This is a genomic window from Paenibacillus sp. BIC5C1 (genome assembly GCF_032399705.1).
Lineage (GTDB): Bacteria > Bacillota > Bacilli > Paenibacillales > Paenibacillaceae > Paenibacillus > Paenibacillus taichungensis_A.
In genome coordinates, this window is the sequence record NZ_CP135922.1 from 1,756,803 (window position 1) to 1,771,472 (window position 14,670).

Genomic DNA, 14,670 nt, shown 5'->3' on the forward strand with positions numbered 1-14,670 from the left:
ATCCTTAAATCCTTAAATCCTATAAATGTCGGAGGTTATGATGATTAGAGATGAAATTAATGAGTTGTTGGATGCTCTACCGGACCATGAACTGAACGTGATTTACTCGCGAATCGAGCTAGTGCACCGCAAATATATGTATAACAAAAATTTGGAGGACAAGGGGGTCCTTGTGACTGAATTGTGCGAGGAATCCGAAGAAATTATACAGAAATGGGATAACACATTTGCCAAGAGCATCAGTGAAGAAGTAAAAGAGGCCATCTATTATAGCCAGTACAAGTGGCATATGTTCAGTTATGAGAAACAGGATTGCCTAACAGACAATGCTGCACGAGATGCTTTTAATGCCGAAAATAAAAACGAATTGTATGTCATGTATCAACATACACCATTCATAAAGGTATTTCAGAATGCGAATAAGGTGATCGCAGAAGATTTTGATTCGGAACAGGATATTTATATTTTTGACCAAGCGTTCACGTGGACGTATGTACATACCCATGAATCCATGTGCGGACCGTATTTTTATAAAGTGAAGTAACAAGGAGCAGTAAGGAGTAACAAGTGAGTTTGGAGTCCACTTAATAAACACACGAATATCTGCCGGAGGAGCCATCTGATGCGTAAGAGGTCGATTAAAATTTTCAGACGCGCCATGCTTAGTATTCTTTTACTCGTAATAATCGCTCTGATCTTTCCCACATGGACCCCTGGGATCAAGGGAGAGAACAGTATCAGCACGTTAGGACAGGTCGAGATCAATGGTGCAGGTCATGAGGTTATGATTCGCGGAACGGATCGGAACAATCCTATCCTTCTTTTTGTGCATGGTGGTCCTGGTTGCTCCGAGATTCCTTATGTAAGGAAGTATCAGCAGGAGCTTGAGCAACATTTCACCATTGTGCATTATGATCAACGTGGAAGTGGGAAGTCATATCATTTGTTGGAGGATTATTCGGATGTGACTTCAGATGTGCTTGTAGATGATTTGCTGGCATTAACGGATTACGTCACTTCCGAACTGGGGCAAAGAAAGGTTACGCTGGTAGGTCATTCATTTGGTACATACATAGGGACAAAAGCGGCGGCCAAAGCACCTGAAAAATTCGTTGCTTATATAGGTATTGGACAAGTAGCTGATACTGTGCAGAGTGAGTTGGATAGTTTGGAATATACGATCGCACAAGCGAAACAAGCCGACAGTACAGCGGATGCGGAGATTCTGGAACGTCTTCGGGGTCCGATTGAGCGAGGCGAGAAATACACACCAAGAAATTTGGTTCGCAAATACGGCGGTGCGGCTAGGCTTATTGATGACAACAGGGATTATATGCTCGGCTTTCTTTTGGGAACCGAATATAATGCGCTGGATGTGATTCGGTATTCCATGGGAGTGCAGGCTACACAGGAAATTCTCCTGAAGGAAGAGTCCACCAACCATTTGCCAGACATTGTAGATCAGCTGGAGATACCGACTTATTTTGTTATGGGAAAGTATGATTATATGACGTCTGTGAATGCGGCAAGGGATTATTTCGATGAGCTTGAAGCACCCGAAAAAGATTTTGTTGTATTTGAAGAGTCGGCCCATTACCCACAGTTCGAGGAGAAAGAACGATTTGCAGCGTGGTTGATGGGGGTATTAAACTTTTGAATAAGCGAGGGATCTTGATGGAGCAAATTAATACTAAACTCATAACTAGACTTGCATTACCGGAGGAAGCTTCCATTGTGTTGAACCTATGGCAGGAGTCTGCCCGATGGCTGAACTCCAAAGAGATATTTCAATGGCGTCCTGAGTATTTCAATTTGGAACAAGTAAATGAATTCATGACGGATGGATCTGACGTATATCTTGCTGAAATAAATCATGAAATCGTAGGGACGTATACCTTAACGTGGTCAGACCTCCTGATTTGGGAAGAGCTCGACAACACCAATTCCGGGTACATACACCGATTCGCAGTGAATCGAGATTTTAAAGGTCAAAATATAGGCCTGCTCCTTCTAAAATCAGCAGAAGAGAACATTAGGCAAAAAGGTAAAACCTTAATCAGGCTGGATTGCATGGCAGAAAACCTAAGACTTAATCAATATTATAAAGATTATGGATTCCAATACATCCGCAGAATGAAACAGGGGAACTGGAGCGCCAGTCTGTATGAAAAACAATGATGGTTGATCTATCGACTTCGTTAAGCTCGTAAGTGTATAAAAGGGGGACTATTTATGCTTTTATCCTATCATCCAATGAAATTAACGGATGCGGAAAAAATTGTTACCTGGAAGTATGAAAATGAATACGCGATGTACAGTTTCTCTGAATCCAATGAAGATATTCAAGAATTGATGAATGGGGAGTACTTTTCAGTCCTGGATGAACTTGAGAGGGTAGTGGGATTTATTTGTTGTGGGGGATCAGCACGTGTACCGGGAGGAATCTCAATCGGACTGTATCAAGAAGAAGGATATCTGGATATAGGCCTTGGATTAGAACCAGATCTGACAGGGCAAAAGATAGGATCGGTATTCCTTAAACAAAGTTTAGCATTCTTGCAAAACCAATTTAATAGTTCTCATTTTCGACTGGTGGTTGCCACATTCAACGAACGAGCAATTAGAGTGTATGAGCGGACAGGTTTCAAAAGAGATAAGGAGTTTCATAGCAAAGTAAATGATGATGACATGTTATTTATCAGTATGAAACTGGAAATGGGAACGCCCTTCTACTCTTTCGAAGAAATAACGGAGCAGGATTTGACTGAAGTCAGAGAAATATATAACTACTATGTCTCCAACACGACCATCTCGTTTCATACCGAAGAATTGACTCTGGAAGAAATCAAGGCTTCTGTCATGAACCAAAATCCGCGTTTTAAATCGTTTGTCATTAAAGAAGAGAATGAAATTCAAGGGTATGTGCTAATTACCCAATACAAGAGCAAACAAGCCTACGACTTCTCGGGAGAAGTAACCATTTATTTGAAACCGGATATTGTAGGGAAGGGCATTGGTGGAACGGCACTGCGATTTATAGAGAAGGTTGCGCGCGAGCAAGGGTTCTACACCTTGATTGCTACGATATGCATGGAAAATACACGCAGCAAGTCTCTGTTCGAAAAGTATGGATATGAGCAATGTGCGATGTTTAAAGGCGTGGGATATAAGTTTGATCGCAGATTGGATATTGGTAGTTTCCAAAAGGTGTTGTAACGTATGAATAATAATCAATATAATCTAAAATTCGAAAAACTCGTCGCTGGATTAGAACTTGGTGAGTTGATTCATACGCCCAAGGCAATCTCTGGTGGGCTTTTACATCGCATGTATGCCATTGAAACTACACATGCCACATATGCTGTGAAAGCACTGAATCCTCAAATTATGAGTAGACCTACAGCTATGCAGAATTATATCCAATCCGAAAAAATAGCAAACGTGGCAGCAAATTTTATCCATGCTCAGCCTGCCAAAGTGATAAACGGTTCTTCAATTCAGATCTTAGATCATCAATGTTATCTTATATTTGACTGGATCGATGGTAAAAGTATGGAGCTTCATGAAGTAACTGACGCACATGGTGAGCATATGGGAATGATTCTTGCAGATATCCATAAGACCGATTTTTCACAGCTTCATATTCCTGACCTTCAGTTAAATCATTCCAAAGAAATCGATTGGAATAATTATTTAACCAAAGGGCAGAAAGAAAATTCGGATTGGACGGTCTTATTAGGTAATAACATTCAAAAGCTCTATGAGTGGAGTGCTCAGGCAAAAACTGCATCAGTAATGCTGGCTTCAGATGCAGTTATTAGCCATAGAGATCTTGAACCTAAGAACGTGATGTGGAAGCAGGACAACCCCATCATTATTGATTGGGAATCAGCAGGTTATACCAATCCGATGCATGATCTGGTGGAAACAGCTATGTATTGGTCAGTAAATCATACCGGAAATGTGGACAAAGAAAGGTTCTTGGCCTTTATATATGGATATCGGTCTCTAGTGGGGCATTTAAACGCCAATTGGAGAATGGTTCTCGAAAATGGTTTTGCTGGAAAGTTGGACTGGCTCGAATACAGTCTGAAACGCTCTTTGTGGATTGAATGCACAGACGATGAAGAACAACAAATGGGAACATCACAAGTTACATGGACTATAGAGGCTTTAAAACAATATGAGGATATGATTTCAGATGTTGAGCACTGGTTGAGTAGCTAAATCCGAGATAATTGTTATCCGATACAGGAAGGGGTGACTAACATGGCAAACACTAAAGGAACACTAAGAACATGCGAACAAGGGCATTCCTATTACAAAAGTAGCGATTGTCCAACTTGTCCGGTTTGTGAGAAGGAACGGAAACCGAAAGAAGGATTTCTTTCATTGCTGTCAGCACCCGCCAGACGTGCGCTGGAGAATCAGGGAATTACGTCGTTGCAGCTACTCTCGCAATACACCGGAAAAGAGATTTTGAAGCTGCACGGGATCGGGCCTTCTGCAATGCCAAAACTTCGACAAGCACTTGAAGAAGAGGGGTTATCTTTTAAAGAGTAACCCTCTTTTTTTTGGTCAATGGATTTAATTGGAGAAATTGGTATCGCATCGCTTCCTAGCATTGTATAATATTACAGTTGTGTAAAAGTGCAATTATTTCAATACCTTGTACCTTCATTGACGACAGAGACTTGGGAGCTCATAACTTCCAAACAATCTGATTATTATCACCCATGGTGGGGTCCGGTTCTCATTTTTGAAACGGTATATAATGTGCTATTTTTAGTATTTAGCGTATATACGCTGATTACGTTCTATAGAAAGAAATCGATATTCCCTCGTCTTATGATTATGTTTTACAGTGTTAGTCTAGCCGTGGGCATCATTGATTATCTGTTGTTACATCAGATTCCTATGGCGGTAGAGCTTGAGGATGGAAGTTCGTTAAAAGGGATAGGTAGGACGATACTCACCTGTGCCATATGGATTCCTTATTTTATAAAATCAGTTCGAGTTCACAATACGTTTGTCAGATGAAAACATAAGCCCCGACCTAAGATGTAAGATCTAAGGCCGGGGTTTGTTAAAAGAGGATTCAAATAGAGGAGGGATATCTTGAAGATTTTCTTAGTAAGACACGGGATGGATGAGGAAGGCTACAGAGGTGGCTGGAGTCAACGAGGGCTCATTGAAGAAGGTGTTACTCAATCGGAGAGACTCGGAGATTACCTGTACCATCATTCAGAAAACTATAAGATAAACACAGTGATTAGCAGTGATCTACCGCGTGCAGTCCAGACTGCCAAAGAGCTTGAAAAAAGACTGTACATAAAGGGGCTTTATCTGAAAGACTGGAGAGAAATGAACAACGGAAATTTGGCTGGAATGCCAAATAAGGAAGCAGAAGTGAAATATGCAGGAGTTTATTTTAACACTCTTGGCATGGATACCCCGTTTCCAGGAGGAGAGAGTCCTCGGAATTTTTATAACAGAATATGTACATCCTTTCGGGATTTATGCAGAGGTATAGAGGAGCAGAAGATAGAATCGAATGTTCTACTGGTCACGCACGGCGGAGTAATCAACATCCTTTATTATCTCTTAGGAAACCAGGATTGGACCAATACATCTGTGTTTCATTCTATTGGGAATACCAGTGTTCATACGCTTGAAAAAGGAGTAAATGGTTGGGAGTTTAGCAGCATGAATATGATGAGTCATCTAGGTTAGAAAAGGGAGTATATAAAAGCAGCAATTTTCACAACAATTAATTCTTTTTTAGTCATGATAAAGACTGCCGACAGGTGCCGTCAGTCTTTATATATATTATTTAGTTTATCTGAAGCAGACGTACTGTTTCACCATCCATTACTTCTTCACTAGTTTTTATAAACCCTAAAGATTCATACAACTTTCCTGCAATTAGATTGTCTGGTCGGTGTCCAATCATTATTCTTCTGCAATTTGAAATACGCATAAGCTGAATCAAAGTTTTCATTGCTGCCTTGCCATAACCTTTTCCTTGATGCTTCTCGTCAATCATTATGGCAGGAATCCAGTAGTTATCATCCTTGTCTGGGTTCGCACAGAATACGAGAAAACCGACTAAAACCTCTTCCGAGTAAATAGCACGTAATTCAAAATCATTAACATATTTAGATTCAGCAATCCAATAAACGACAGGTGCAGGAAAGATATTAAGCTGTTCTGGCTTAACTTTAAGCTGGGTACATTCATACCAATTTTCATTAGACACTGGCTTTAATACAACTACCATACAAAATTCCTCCTAAATTTTACTTCGCAGAGGAATTTACCCTCTGCACTTACTTCGTACCCTTCCTAAAAACCATTGCAACATGGATATTCTTCATACCATATCACTCCTTTCGAAATGAAAAAACTCTAATGTAGGTTATTTGCTATTTTGTTTAATATATCCTTCTTTTATCAGTGAAAATAGATTGAACATATCAATCATTTCAAAACAAATAGTTGAGAAAATGGCCTACTACGCTACAATGGAATGAAATGGAAGTATAGGGAGGTTGCAGATATGATTAATAAACCAAGTGAATTGTTGCGTGGGTTGAAGTCCTTGTCTGGACCCTTTCCGACTTGGGATACCGAACAGTTACCGGTTCGACCAGGAAATCTTTTTCTGGAATGGCTGAGACTAGCCATTGATTATGGGGTGAAAGAACCTCATGCGATGACAATTTCGACAGTGGATTCGAATGGTTTTCCAGATGCACGAGTATTGATTTTGAAAGACGTAGTTGACGAAGCTTTTTATTTTGCATCTGGCTCGGAGAGTCGAAAAGGACAGCAACTGGGGAACAATCCGCATGTGGCACTTACCTTTTACTGGCCTGCATTGGGCAGACAGATCCGCATAAGGGGAGAAGCCGTGGATATGGGCGAGGAAGCAGGTATAGCGGATTTTAGGAAAAGATCGGCAGGGGCACGCGCAGTTGCGATGACAGGACGACAGAGTCAGGAGCTGGAGAGCGAGGACGAATTGGAACACGCCATTGCCGCTCAGAAGGAACGAATCAGCCGAGAGCCTGATGTTGTGACACCGAATTGGAGACTGTACGCCGTGAACGCAAAGGAAGTTGAGTTCTGGCAGGGAGACTCGGAACGAAAGCATGTGAGAATTCAATATATTTTGCATCAAGGGCAATGGAAGAACCTGAGGTTATGGCCGTGAATTTATAAAGGGGGAATATGTGTGAGTCGTAGAACTACAGGGACACTGCTGCTGGTCATAGCGGCCCTTCTGTACAGTGTTCGATATTTGAGTGCTGCCATTTTTGGTTCTGGAGTAACTTCGTGGGACTCGGACTTGTTTCAGGGGATGCTAAATTATATTGGAACAGCTCCTCGAAATTGGAGTGTAGGTGCTTTAATCCTGGGTTTGTTCTATTTAGTATGGGCGGAATATGAAGCAACCAGCTCCAAAACCAGAGAAAGTCTCAAGCGTTTTGTGAGTTACGAAACTGTAGATCAAGAAGCGGAAAGCCAGAACAAAACAGAATAACTGGATAGTGTGATTTCTTATCAATAACTGTTGTTATCCTAATTTGAATAAGCCGGGGAGGCATACATATGAAGTCCATTGAAAGTTATTTTGACCCATTTCCGGTATTGGAAACTGAACGAACGCTGCTTAGGCCCATTACCTATGGTGATCTGGATGAGATGTACCGTTATTGCGCGGTTCCTGCTGTATCGGAGTACACGACCTGGGATGCTCATCAGAGCAAGGACGATACGAAAGGCTTTATTGATTTTGTCATGAGTCGATATGAGCTGGATAAGCTGGGGCCATGGGGAATCGAGGATAAACAAACGAAGAAGTTGATTGGCAGCTGCAATTATTTGGGGTGTGACAGTAACAGTATGAGGGTGGAATTGGGTTATGTGTTATCCAACGAGTATTGGGGCCAAGGAATCATGACGGAAGTGGTTAGCCGAATCATTCAATTTGGATTTGAAGACATCGGATTGGAACGCATTCAGGCTAAATGTCTGGTGGGTAACATCGGTTCCGCAAAGGTCATGGAAAAGACAGGCATGAAATTCGAAGGGCTTTTACGGAGTTATATGAAAATTAAAAACGAAATGCAGGATTTGAAAATGTACGCCATTATTCGATCCGATTATGATTTTAAATGATGATATGATTTCCAACGTACATAATGTCATATCGTGCATCTACCGAGATCCGCTATAATCTCCAAGTTGAAAAAACATGGATAAGGAATCGGGAGGTGCATTGAATTGACAGCTAAAAACAAATATAAATCACTTGAACTTGAAACACCCGGCGTATATGAACTGGAAGGACTGGAGGTCGGCGTGACCTCCAATTGCAATTACAAATGTGACTATTGCTGCGCCTACAATCGAGACGATGGGCAATGCATTAGCGGTCAGGAAGTGATTCGGATCATTAGTGAGCTTCCGCGGCTCAAGCGAGTGCGTTTGTCCGGGGGAGAGGTGACCCTGAAATATCAGGATTGTCTGGAGATTGTGACGTATTGCGGGAAACACGGTATCGACACGCAATTAAATACCAATGCCAGCCTGCTAACGGAAGAACGAATTCATGCTTTGCGGGATGCCGGCTTGTCCAACATTCATATTTCGTTCAACTATACAGATCGGGATGCATATGCTGCGTATTACCGTGTACACCCCCGCATGTATGAGCGATTGGAGCACAACATTCGTCTTTGTACTGAAGCGGGGCTGGAAACTGTGTTGGAGACGCTACTATTTGAAGGCACCCAAGCGAACATGCAGGCTATTAGCGATAAAGTCTATGAACTGGGTGTGCGCATCCATGAGATCCAGAACAGTATTGTGATGCCACATAGACAGTGGAGCCAGATTGCTTCCAAAGAATCACTCATCCACTCCGTAAACGAGCTCATTAAGCATAAGAAGGAAGATACGACGTTATATTTTACCTGTATGGATCGTTTTGCTGGAGAACTGGGTTTGCGTGAACAGCCCGGTGTCTACTTTTCTAATTGTGTGGATGGGACGAAGCAGCTGCATTTACACGGTAATGGGGATATTCTCATCTGTGAGTTATGCCACCCAGTCGTGATCGGTAATATTTACGAGGGCACGTCTTTGAAGGATATTTATACCAAGCAGCCTCAAGCGTTAACGGATTATCTAGAAAAGCAGCCCTGCCCTGCATACGATGCTCTTTTTACAAGTGAACAGTCACATGTATAAAAAAGTTGTTTAGCATCGTACTTGTCCCTATTTGGGGTACATATATGGATTGAGATCCATCATTATCACTTATAAGGAAGGTTGTCTTATCTCCTCATGGGGGAAAGGATGACCTTCTTTCTTTGCGTTCAGCCTGTTTCAGATTCATTTAAGCTAGCCCGCCTATGATGAGCCTTAAGAACTTAGATGAAGAGGTGAACTTCGCATGATGAAGATCTATCCAAAAACCAACGAGAACGACCCATATAAAAATGCAAAACCAAGGCGCAAATGGCTGATGATTACCCTTGTTATTGTTCTGGGCCTTGGTACCGTGATATACAGCTTGGCAGATCGCTACTTAATCCGGCATGTACAGGTTGTAGTAGCGGATGACAATACATCAGCAACCAGCACCTCCAAGGATACTTCAACCCCGACGACTGAAGTGAATGGAACGTCAGATGACTGGAACTATTCCAGCGATGATATGCAGGTCAAGATCGACAAGGTTCAGACGGGCTCAGGTTCAGATCAGATTACGTATTACGTCGCGGATGTACAGCTGACAGATGCGAGCAGCCTGCGCTCGGCTCTGGCAGATAACAGCTTTGGCACGAATATTACCGAAAACACTTCAGAGATTGCAGCGGCCAACAATGCCATCTTTGCGATCAATGGTGACTACTACGGCTTCCGCGATGATGGCGTAATTATCCGCAATGGTACGGTATATCGGGATGATCCGGTGCGTGATGCGATGGCATTGTTCAGTGATGGCACGATGAAGACTTATAACGAGACGGAAGAATCCTCATCGGAACTGCTGGCGGAAGGCGCGACAAATACGTTATCTTTTGGACCAATCCTGATTCAGGACGGTGAGATTGTAAGTGACTTCAGCAGTGTGAAAATCGATAACAACTTTGGTAACCGGTCGATCCAGGATGCCAATCCGAGAACAGCAATCGGCATGATCGCCCCGAATCACTATGTATTCGTTGTAGTGGACGGCCGGCAGGATGACAGCCGTGGCATGACGCTCGCAGAACTCGCTGATGTCATGAAAGGTCTTGGAGCAACGGAAGCCTACAATCTGGACGGCGGCGGTTCATCCACAATGTATTTCATGGGTCGGGTTGTTAATAATCCGCTGGGGAGAAACCAGGAACGCGGCGTAAGTGACATCCTTTATCTGAAAGAGGGACAATGATCATGACCATATTAATTCCATCATACGAACCGGATGTTCGTTTATTAAATCTCGTGTTACAGTTGCAGACGTTTCAGTTAGGACCCATTGTCATTGTAGATGATGGCAGCGGTTCAGGTTACAGGGGGATTTTCGAGACGGCAGAAGCATATGGGTGTACAGTCCTGACACATACGGTCAATCTGGGCAAGGGACGTGCGCTCAAGACAGGATTCCAACATATCAAGGAACATGGCCCACAGGGCGGTATTGTATGCGCAGACAGTGACGGACAGCATCTGCCGCATGATATCAAACGCATCTTTGATGTACTATTGGAGCAAATGACCCCGGGGATTGTACTGGGAAGCCGTCGGTTCAGTGGAACCATTCCAGCGCGCAGTCGTTTTGGCAACACGGTCACACGAGGCGTCTTTTCTCTCACGACAGGTACGAAAGTATATGATACCCAGACAGGCCTGCGAGGTTTTCCATTCTCGATGCTGGACTGGCTGTGCCAGATCCCTGGAGAACGATTTGAATACGAGATGAACATGCTGCTAACAGCGCATAAAGAAGGGTATGAGATCACAGAGGAGTTTATAGATACGGTCTATCTGGATCATAACAAATCCTCTCATTTTCGCCCATTGATAGATTCATTCCGTATTTATATGCCAATTCTGATGTTCAGTACGTCTTCGGTGTTATCGGCCTTGATCGATTTTGGCTTACTGTTCGTGATCCAGTACTTCACGCATAATCTGTTCCTATCGGTCGTTGCAGCGAGACTTTGCAGCTCCATCTTCAACTATACGATCAATCGGAAGTATGTATTTTCAGCCGGGAAAACGACCAGGGTCCGTCAATCTTTACCAAAATACTTCTCATTGGTCATTCTGGTGCTGCTATTAAATTACGGATTGTTGTACTTCTACAATGAAAAACTGATTATCCCACTGATTGCAGCCAAGCTGTTAACAGAGGTGTCGATCTTTGTGTTCAGCTATTGGGCGCAGCGCAGATTTGTATATTAACTTTGTATATTAAAACTCATAGACCAAAAGAAGACACGGCCACTCAAAAGAATATCATGCGCTTCTTGGTAATAAAAAAGGTCGAGAACAGGGTAAAGCATACCTCTGTTCTCGACCTTTTAAACTCAAAGGAGGACGAGCGTTACATCAGTTTCTTAATCTCATCCTTCAGAATTTCGGACTGGGTGCCGAAGATGACCTGCACAGCTCCGCCACCAAGCCTCATGATGCCAGAAGCGCCAAGCTGTTTGAGCGCCTGGTCGTTGACGGCTTTGTCGTCTTTAACAACAAGACGGAGGCGAGTGATGCAGGCATCGATGCTCTCGATATTATCTGTTCCACCGATCTGGGCGAGCACTTTTCCAGCCTTGGTGTCGGCAGACGCCGCTGCCACGGCGGAAGCATTAGTGGCCACATCGGTATCATAAGCGTCATCCTCGCGCCCCGGCGTTTTCAGGTTGAACTTGAGAATCATGAACCGGAACAGGAAATAATAGACGACCGCAAATGCGAGTCCGACTGGAATCATGAGCAGCGGATTGGTCGATAGCTTCATGTTCACGAGGTAATCAATCAGACCTGCCGAGAAGGCGAAACCAAGCTTAACATTCAGCAGATACATGATCAGGGCCGCTGCACCGGTAAGAATAGCGTGCATCACATACAGCAGAGGCGCTGCGAACATGAAGGAGAACTCGAGCGGTTCGGTAATACCCGTTAAGAACGAAGCCACCGCTGCGCCGATAAAGATGGAAGCGACCATTTTGCGCTTTTCAGGTCTGGCTGTATGAATCAAGGCAAGCGCCGCCGCCGGAAGAGCGAACATCATAATCGGGAAGAATCCAGACATGAACATGCCTGCCGTAGGGTCTCCGTTGAAGAAGCGGGTTAGGTCCCCGTGCACGACTTCCCCGGCTGCATTGGTATAATCCCCGATCTGGAACCAGGCGATGGAGTTGAGGACATGATGCAGACCGAGCGGGATGAGCAGGCGGTTGGCGATCATGAACACCATGGAGCCAAAGCCGCCAAAGCCTACAATCCAGGCGCCGAAAGCGCCGATGGCATCCTGAATCGGGCTCCAGATCATGCCGATCAGGATGGCCAACACCAGCATGGAGCCGGCGGTGACCATCGGCACAAAGCGTTTGCCGGAGAAGAAGCCGAGCCAGTCAGGAAGCTTGATATTGTGGTATTTATTATACATATAGGCTGCAAGCAGTCCGGCAAATATCCCGCCCAAAACGCCCGTATCCAGCTTGACATCGTCAGGAATATAACCGAATACACCTGGGACGGCTCCCAGAATTCGGATCAGCACCATATAAGCGATCAGGGCGGAAAGAGCGGCGACCGCATCCCCCGCCAGTCCGATAGCCACCCCGATGGCGAAGATGAGCGCAAGGTTGCCGAAGATCGCCCCCGCTCCCTCATTCATGAATGGAACTACATACTGATTGAGAAATCCCCCTATCACGGGTCCAAGAGGAATGTCCTTTTCATAATTAAGAAGACCCAAGCCTTGAAGAATACCTGCTGCAGGCAGGGTTGCTACAGGAAGCATCAGGGATTTCCCTAGCTTTTGCAATGCTTTCAGCATATTGTTCTTCCTTTCTTTTTTAGATTCATGTTAATTGGGCAAGCTGACTTTCATGATAGTTCCCAAGCCTGCTTCTACGTTGCCATACGTCGGGTGAGACTCCCACGGCTGTTCTGACGCATTCGCAACGATGACAGGGGTGATGACCGGATAACCAGCCGAAGCGATAGCATTCAGGTCAAATTCGATCAGGGTCTGACCGACAGCGACCTGATCCCCGATCTGCACTTGGGGGGTGAAGCCCTGTCCTTTCAGACTGACAGTATTCATACCGATATGCAGCAGCAGTTGCAGCCCGGAAGCATGCTCAATCATGACGGCATGATGCGATTTAATCAGGTGCACTACAGTGCCGTCGATAGGGGCGACCAGCCTGCCCTCCTGGGGAATCACTGCAACTCCTGGACCCATTAGTCCTTGCGCGAACGCTTCGTCAGGCACTTCTTCCAAACTGACGCAGGTTCCGGTGAGCGGGGAGACGATGGATATTGTCTCAGATGTTTTAGCAGATTTGTTGTTTTTCCATTTCCAGATCATTGTGTGTTGTCCTCTCTGTTGTTGGTTTTGGCATGAGTTTGAAAAAGCCGGTATAAATGCATGGCGAGAAAAGCCGTTTCTTCCTCGGGCACCTCTGTACCCAAATCCTCGGCCATGACAGCACTTAGCTTTCTGGCCAGCTGGTATTCGGATGGATACCCATTTTGCACATATTGTGCGAAGGTGGGGGACGTTATCGGCTCCTGATACAGGCGTTCCATGGAAAAGCGCAGGTGTATCAGGAGTCTTGCCTGGCCAAGGCTGCCCTGCCCAAAGCGAATGCCACCCTGCTCTTCAATAATGGACTGAAGCTTCCTGATTACATTGGATACCTTAACCAGCTGTCCGACAGGGACGTGATTTACGGAGGAGTACACATGGTATGTCAGGAACCCCGCCTCATCCTCCGGAACCTCTACAGCAAAGGCCTCCCCGATCATGGCCGCCGCTTCCGAAGCGATTTTGAATTCTTTCGGAAAACTGAGCTTTGTCTCCGTAAGGAAAGGATTCAGAATCTCCATGCCGTTGCGGAGCCGATATAAGGTGAACTGAATATGACTTGGAAGAGCAAGATAGATCTTGTCATTCAGCTTGCCAGGAAACTGATCAGCGATGAGACGGATAATCTGGTCAGAGATTTCGATGACATTGGGGTCCAAGTCCTTCATCAGCTCCTGCGCCTGCCCCCACTCCTCCCGGTCCTCCAGCCGGAACCTTTTCTCAATCCGCGGATCATCGGCCTGAATGGTGCTTTCCCCTTTGAACGCAAATCCCAAGCCTTTGCCGATTAGCACGTACTCCTTGGTACTCTGGTGCGACCGGGCCAGGACAATATTGCTGCCGACGACCCGCTCCACCTGCAGCAGCATTCCTTTACTCACGGTTCACCGCCTCCTCGTCTCTAAAGTTAGCGCTTCCAGGTCCCGGAAACGGCAAAAAGAGCCAAGAAGCGAGTATAGTCTCATGTTCGCTTCTTGGCTCATGCCCTCTGGAATGGTAACACGCCAATTCATTTTATGTTTTTATGCAGTACGTTCTTCCTACATAATATAGAAGCTGATCTGCCG

18 protein-coding genes are annotated in these 14,670 nt (G+C 44.7%); 14 read left to right on the forward strand and 4 right to left on the reverse strand.

Annotated elements, in window-relative coordinates; genetic code table 11:
* Positions 1-37: 37 nt before the first annotated feature.
* The 8 genes from RS891_RS07970 (at position 38) to RS891_RS08000 (ending at position 5,733) form a co-directional block, all read left to right on the forward strand.
* Positions 38-544, forward strand: a complete 507-nt coding sequence (locus tag RS891_RS07970) for a DUF4275 family protein (RefSeq protein ID WP_315794995.1) — start codon at positions 38-40, stop codon at positions 542-544.
* 78 nt (positions 545-622) lie between these two features.
* A complete protein-coding gene (locus RS891_RS07975; RefSeq protein WP_315794996.1) occupies positions 623-1,657 on the forward strand; it encodes an alpha/beta fold hydrolase in 1,035 nt (344 codons plus the stop codon).
* 17 nt (positions 1,658-1,674) lie between these two features.
* Positions 1,675-2,178 carry a GNAT family N-acetyltransferase gene (locus RS891_RS07980; RefSeq protein ID WP_315794997.1) on the forward strand — a complete coding sequence of 168 codons (504 nt, stop codon included), beginning with the start codon at positions 1,675-1,677 and terminating at the stop codon, positions 2,176-2,178.
* A 54-nt stretch (positions 2,179-2,232) separates the two neighbouring features.
* Positions 2,233-3,216 carry a GNAT family N-acetyltransferase gene (locus tag RS891_RS07985; RefSeq protein ID WP_315794998.1) on the forward strand — a complete coding sequence of 328 codons (984 nt, stop codon included), beginning with the start codon at positions 2,233-2,235 and terminating at the stop codon, positions 3,214-3,216.
* Between the two features lie 3 nt (positions 3,217-3,219).
* On the forward strand, positions 3,220-4,227 hold the full coding sequence (locus tag RS891_RS07990) for an aminoglycoside phosphotransferase family protein (RefSeq protein ID WP_315794999.1): 1,008 nt from the start codon (positions 3,220-3,222) through the stop codon (positions 4,225-4,227).
* Positions 4,228-4,269: 42 nt separating this feature from the next.
* Positions 4,270-4,563, forward strand: a complete 294-nt coding sequence (locus RS891_RS07995) for an RNA polymerase alpha subunit C-terminal domain-containing protein (protein ID WP_113051490.1) — start codon at positions 4,270-4,272, stop codon at positions 4,561-4,563.
* 87 nt (positions 4,564-4,650) lie between these two features.
* Complete coding sequence (locus RS891_RS31660) at positions 4,651-5,040, forward strand: DUF2569 domain-containing protein (protein WP_397386904.1); 390 nt, start codon at positions 4,651-4,653, stop codon at positions 5,038-5,040.
* A 78-nt stretch (positions 5,041-5,118) separates the two neighbouring features.
* The gene (locus RS891_RS08000) at positions 5,119-5,733 is read left to right on the forward strand and encodes a histidine phosphatase family protein (RefSeq protein WP_315795000.1); all 615 of its coding nucleotides are present in this window, start codon (positions 5,119-5,121) and stop codon (positions 5,731-5,733) included.
* A gap of 100 nt (positions 5,734-5,833) precedes the next feature.
* Here RS891_RS08000 and RS891_RS08005 read toward each other — a convergent pair whose 3' ends face one another.
* Positions 5,834-6,280 carry a GNAT family N-acetyltransferase gene (locus RS891_RS08005; protein WP_315795001.1) on the reverse strand — a complete coding sequence of 149 codons (447 nt, stop codon included), beginning with the start codon at positions 6,278-6,280 and terminating at the stop codon, positions 5,834-5,836.
* Between the two features lie 279 nt (positions 6,281-6,559).
* Between RS891_RS08005 and RS891_RS08010 the strand changes: the two genes are divergently transcribed.
* The 6 genes from RS891_RS08010 to RS891_RS08035 all read left to right on the forward strand — a co-directional run bounded on the left by RS891_RS08010 (position 6,560) and on the right by RS891_RS08035 (position 11,466).
* Positions 6,560-7,216 (forward strand): pyridoxine/pyridoxamine 5'-phosphate oxidase, encoded by a 657-nt coding sequence (locus tag RS891_RS08010; RefSeq protein ID WP_315795002.1) that lies wholly within the window; start codon positions 6,560-6,562, stop codon positions 7,214-7,216.
* A 21-nt stretch (positions 7,217-7,237) separates the two neighbouring features.
* Positions 7,238-7,546 (forward strand): hypothetical protein, encoded by a 309-nt coding sequence (locus RS891_RS08015; RefSeq protein WP_315795003.1) that lies wholly within the window; start codon positions 7,238-7,240, stop codon positions 7,544-7,546.
* A 68-nt stretch (positions 7,547-7,614) separates the two neighbouring features.
* Complete coding sequence (locus tag RS891_RS08020) at positions 7,615-8,184, forward strand: GNAT family N-acetyltransferase (RefSeq protein WP_315795004.1); 570 nt, start codon at positions 7,615-7,617, stop codon at positions 8,182-8,184.
* A gap of 105 nt (positions 8,185-8,289) precedes the next feature.
* Positions 8,290-9,258 (forward strand): radical SAM protein, encoded by a 969-nt coding sequence (locus tag RS891_RS08025; protein ID WP_315795005.1) that lies wholly within the window; start codon positions 8,290-8,292, stop codon positions 9,256-9,258.
* Between the two features lie 205 nt (positions 9,259-9,463).
* The gene (locus RS891_RS08030) at positions 9,464-10,450 is read left to right on the forward strand and encodes a phosphodiester glycosidase family protein (RefSeq protein ID WP_315795006.1); all 987 of its coding nucleotides are present in this window, start codon (positions 9,464-9,466) and stop codon (positions 10,448-10,450) included.
* Between the two features lie 2 nt (positions 10,451-10,452).
* Entirely contained in the window at positions 10,453-11,466 is a 1,014-nt protein-coding gene (locus RS891_RS08035) for a bifunctional glycosyltransferase family 2/GtrA family protein (RefSeq protein WP_113051496.1), read from the forward strand.
* A gap of 142 nt (positions 11,467-11,608) precedes the next feature.
* Here the strand turns inward: RS891_RS08035 and RS891_RS08040 are convergent, their stop codons facing one another.
* From RS891_RS08040 to RS891_RS08050, 3 genes are read right to left on the reverse strand one after another with little or no spacing between them, the layout of a single operon-like run.
* Positions 11,609-13,066 carry a PTS transporter subunit EIIC gene (locus RS891_RS08040; RefSeq protein WP_064639726.1) on the reverse strand — a complete coding sequence of 486 codons (1,458 nt, stop codon included), beginning with the start codon at positions 13,064-13,066 and terminating at the stop codon, positions 11,609-11,611.
* 30 nt (positions 13,067-13,096) lie between these two features.
* Positions 13,097-13,603 carry a PTS sugar transporter subunit IIA gene (locus RS891_RS08045; protein WP_315795007.1) on the reverse strand — a complete coding sequence of 169 codons (507 nt, stop codon included), beginning with the start codon at positions 13,601-13,603 and terminating at the stop codon, positions 13,097-13,099.
* Positions 13,600-14,484: a BglG family transcription antiterminator gene (locus tag RS891_RS08050; protein ID WP_231952627.1), complete on the reverse strand. Its 885-nt coding sequence runs from the start codon at positions 14,482-14,484 to the stop codon at positions 13,600-13,602. Before RS891_RS08050 ends, RS891_RS08045 begins: the two co-directional genes overlap by 4 nt.
* Positions 14,485-14,670 lie beyond the last annotated feature (186 nt).

What these genes read in the sequence shown, in the direction of transcription:
- RS891_RS08040 (WP_064639726.1), bottom strand. Translation starts at nt 13,066, where the DNA reads ATGCTGAAAGCATTGCAAAAGCTAGGGAAATCCCTGATGCTTCCTGTA.
- RS891_RS08020 (WP_315795004.1), top strand. Translation starts at nt 7,615, where the DNA reads ATGAAGTCCATTGAAAGTTATTTTGACCCATTTCCGGTATTGGAAACT.
- RS891_RS08010 (WP_315795002.1), top strand. Translation starts at nt 6,560, where the DNA reads ATGATTAATAAACCAAGTGAATTGTTGCGTGGGTTGAAGTCCTTGTCT.
- RS891_RS07985 (WP_315794998.1), top strand. Translation starts at nt 2,233, where the DNA reads ATGCTTTTATCCTATCATCCAATGAAATTAACGGATGCGGAAAAAATT.
- RS891_RS08030 (WP_315795006.1), top strand. Translation starts at nt 9,464, where the DNA reads ATGATGAAGATCTATCCAAAAACCAACGAGAACGACCCATATAAAAAT.
- RS891_RS07980 (WP_315794997.1), top strand. Translation starts at nt 1,675, where the DNA reads ATGGAGCAAATTAATACTAAACTCATAACTAGACTTGCATTACCGGAG.
- RS891_RS07995 (WP_113051490.1), top strand. Translation starts at nt 4,270, where the DNA reads ATGGCAAACACTAAAGGAACACTAAGAACATGCGAACAAGGGCATTCC.
- RS891_RS07990 (WP_315794999.1), top strand. Translation starts at nt 3,220, where the DNA reads ATGAATAATAATCAATATAATCTAAAATTCGAAAAACTCGTCGCTGGA.
- RS891_RS08035 (WP_113051496.1), top strand. Translation starts at nt 10,453, where the DNA reads ATGACCATATTAATTCCATCATACGAACCGGATGTTCGTTTATTAAAT.
- RS891_RS07970 (WP_315794995.1), top strand. Translation starts at nt 38, where the DNA reads ATGATGATTAGAGATGAAATTAATGAGTTGTTGGATGCTCTACCGGAC.
- RS891_RS07975 (WP_315794996.1), top strand. Translation starts at nt 623, where the DNA reads ATGCGTAAGAGGTCGATTAAAATTTTCAGACGCGCCATGCTTAGTATT.
- RS891_RS08005 (WP_315795001.1), bottom strand. Translation starts at nt 6,280, where the DNA reads ATGGTAGTTGTATTAAAGCCAGTGTCTAATGAAAATTGGTATGAATGT.
- RS891_RS08045 (WP_315795007.1), bottom strand. Translation starts at nt 13,603, where the DNA reads ATGATCTGGAAATGGAAAAACAACAAATCTGCTAAAACATCTGAGACA.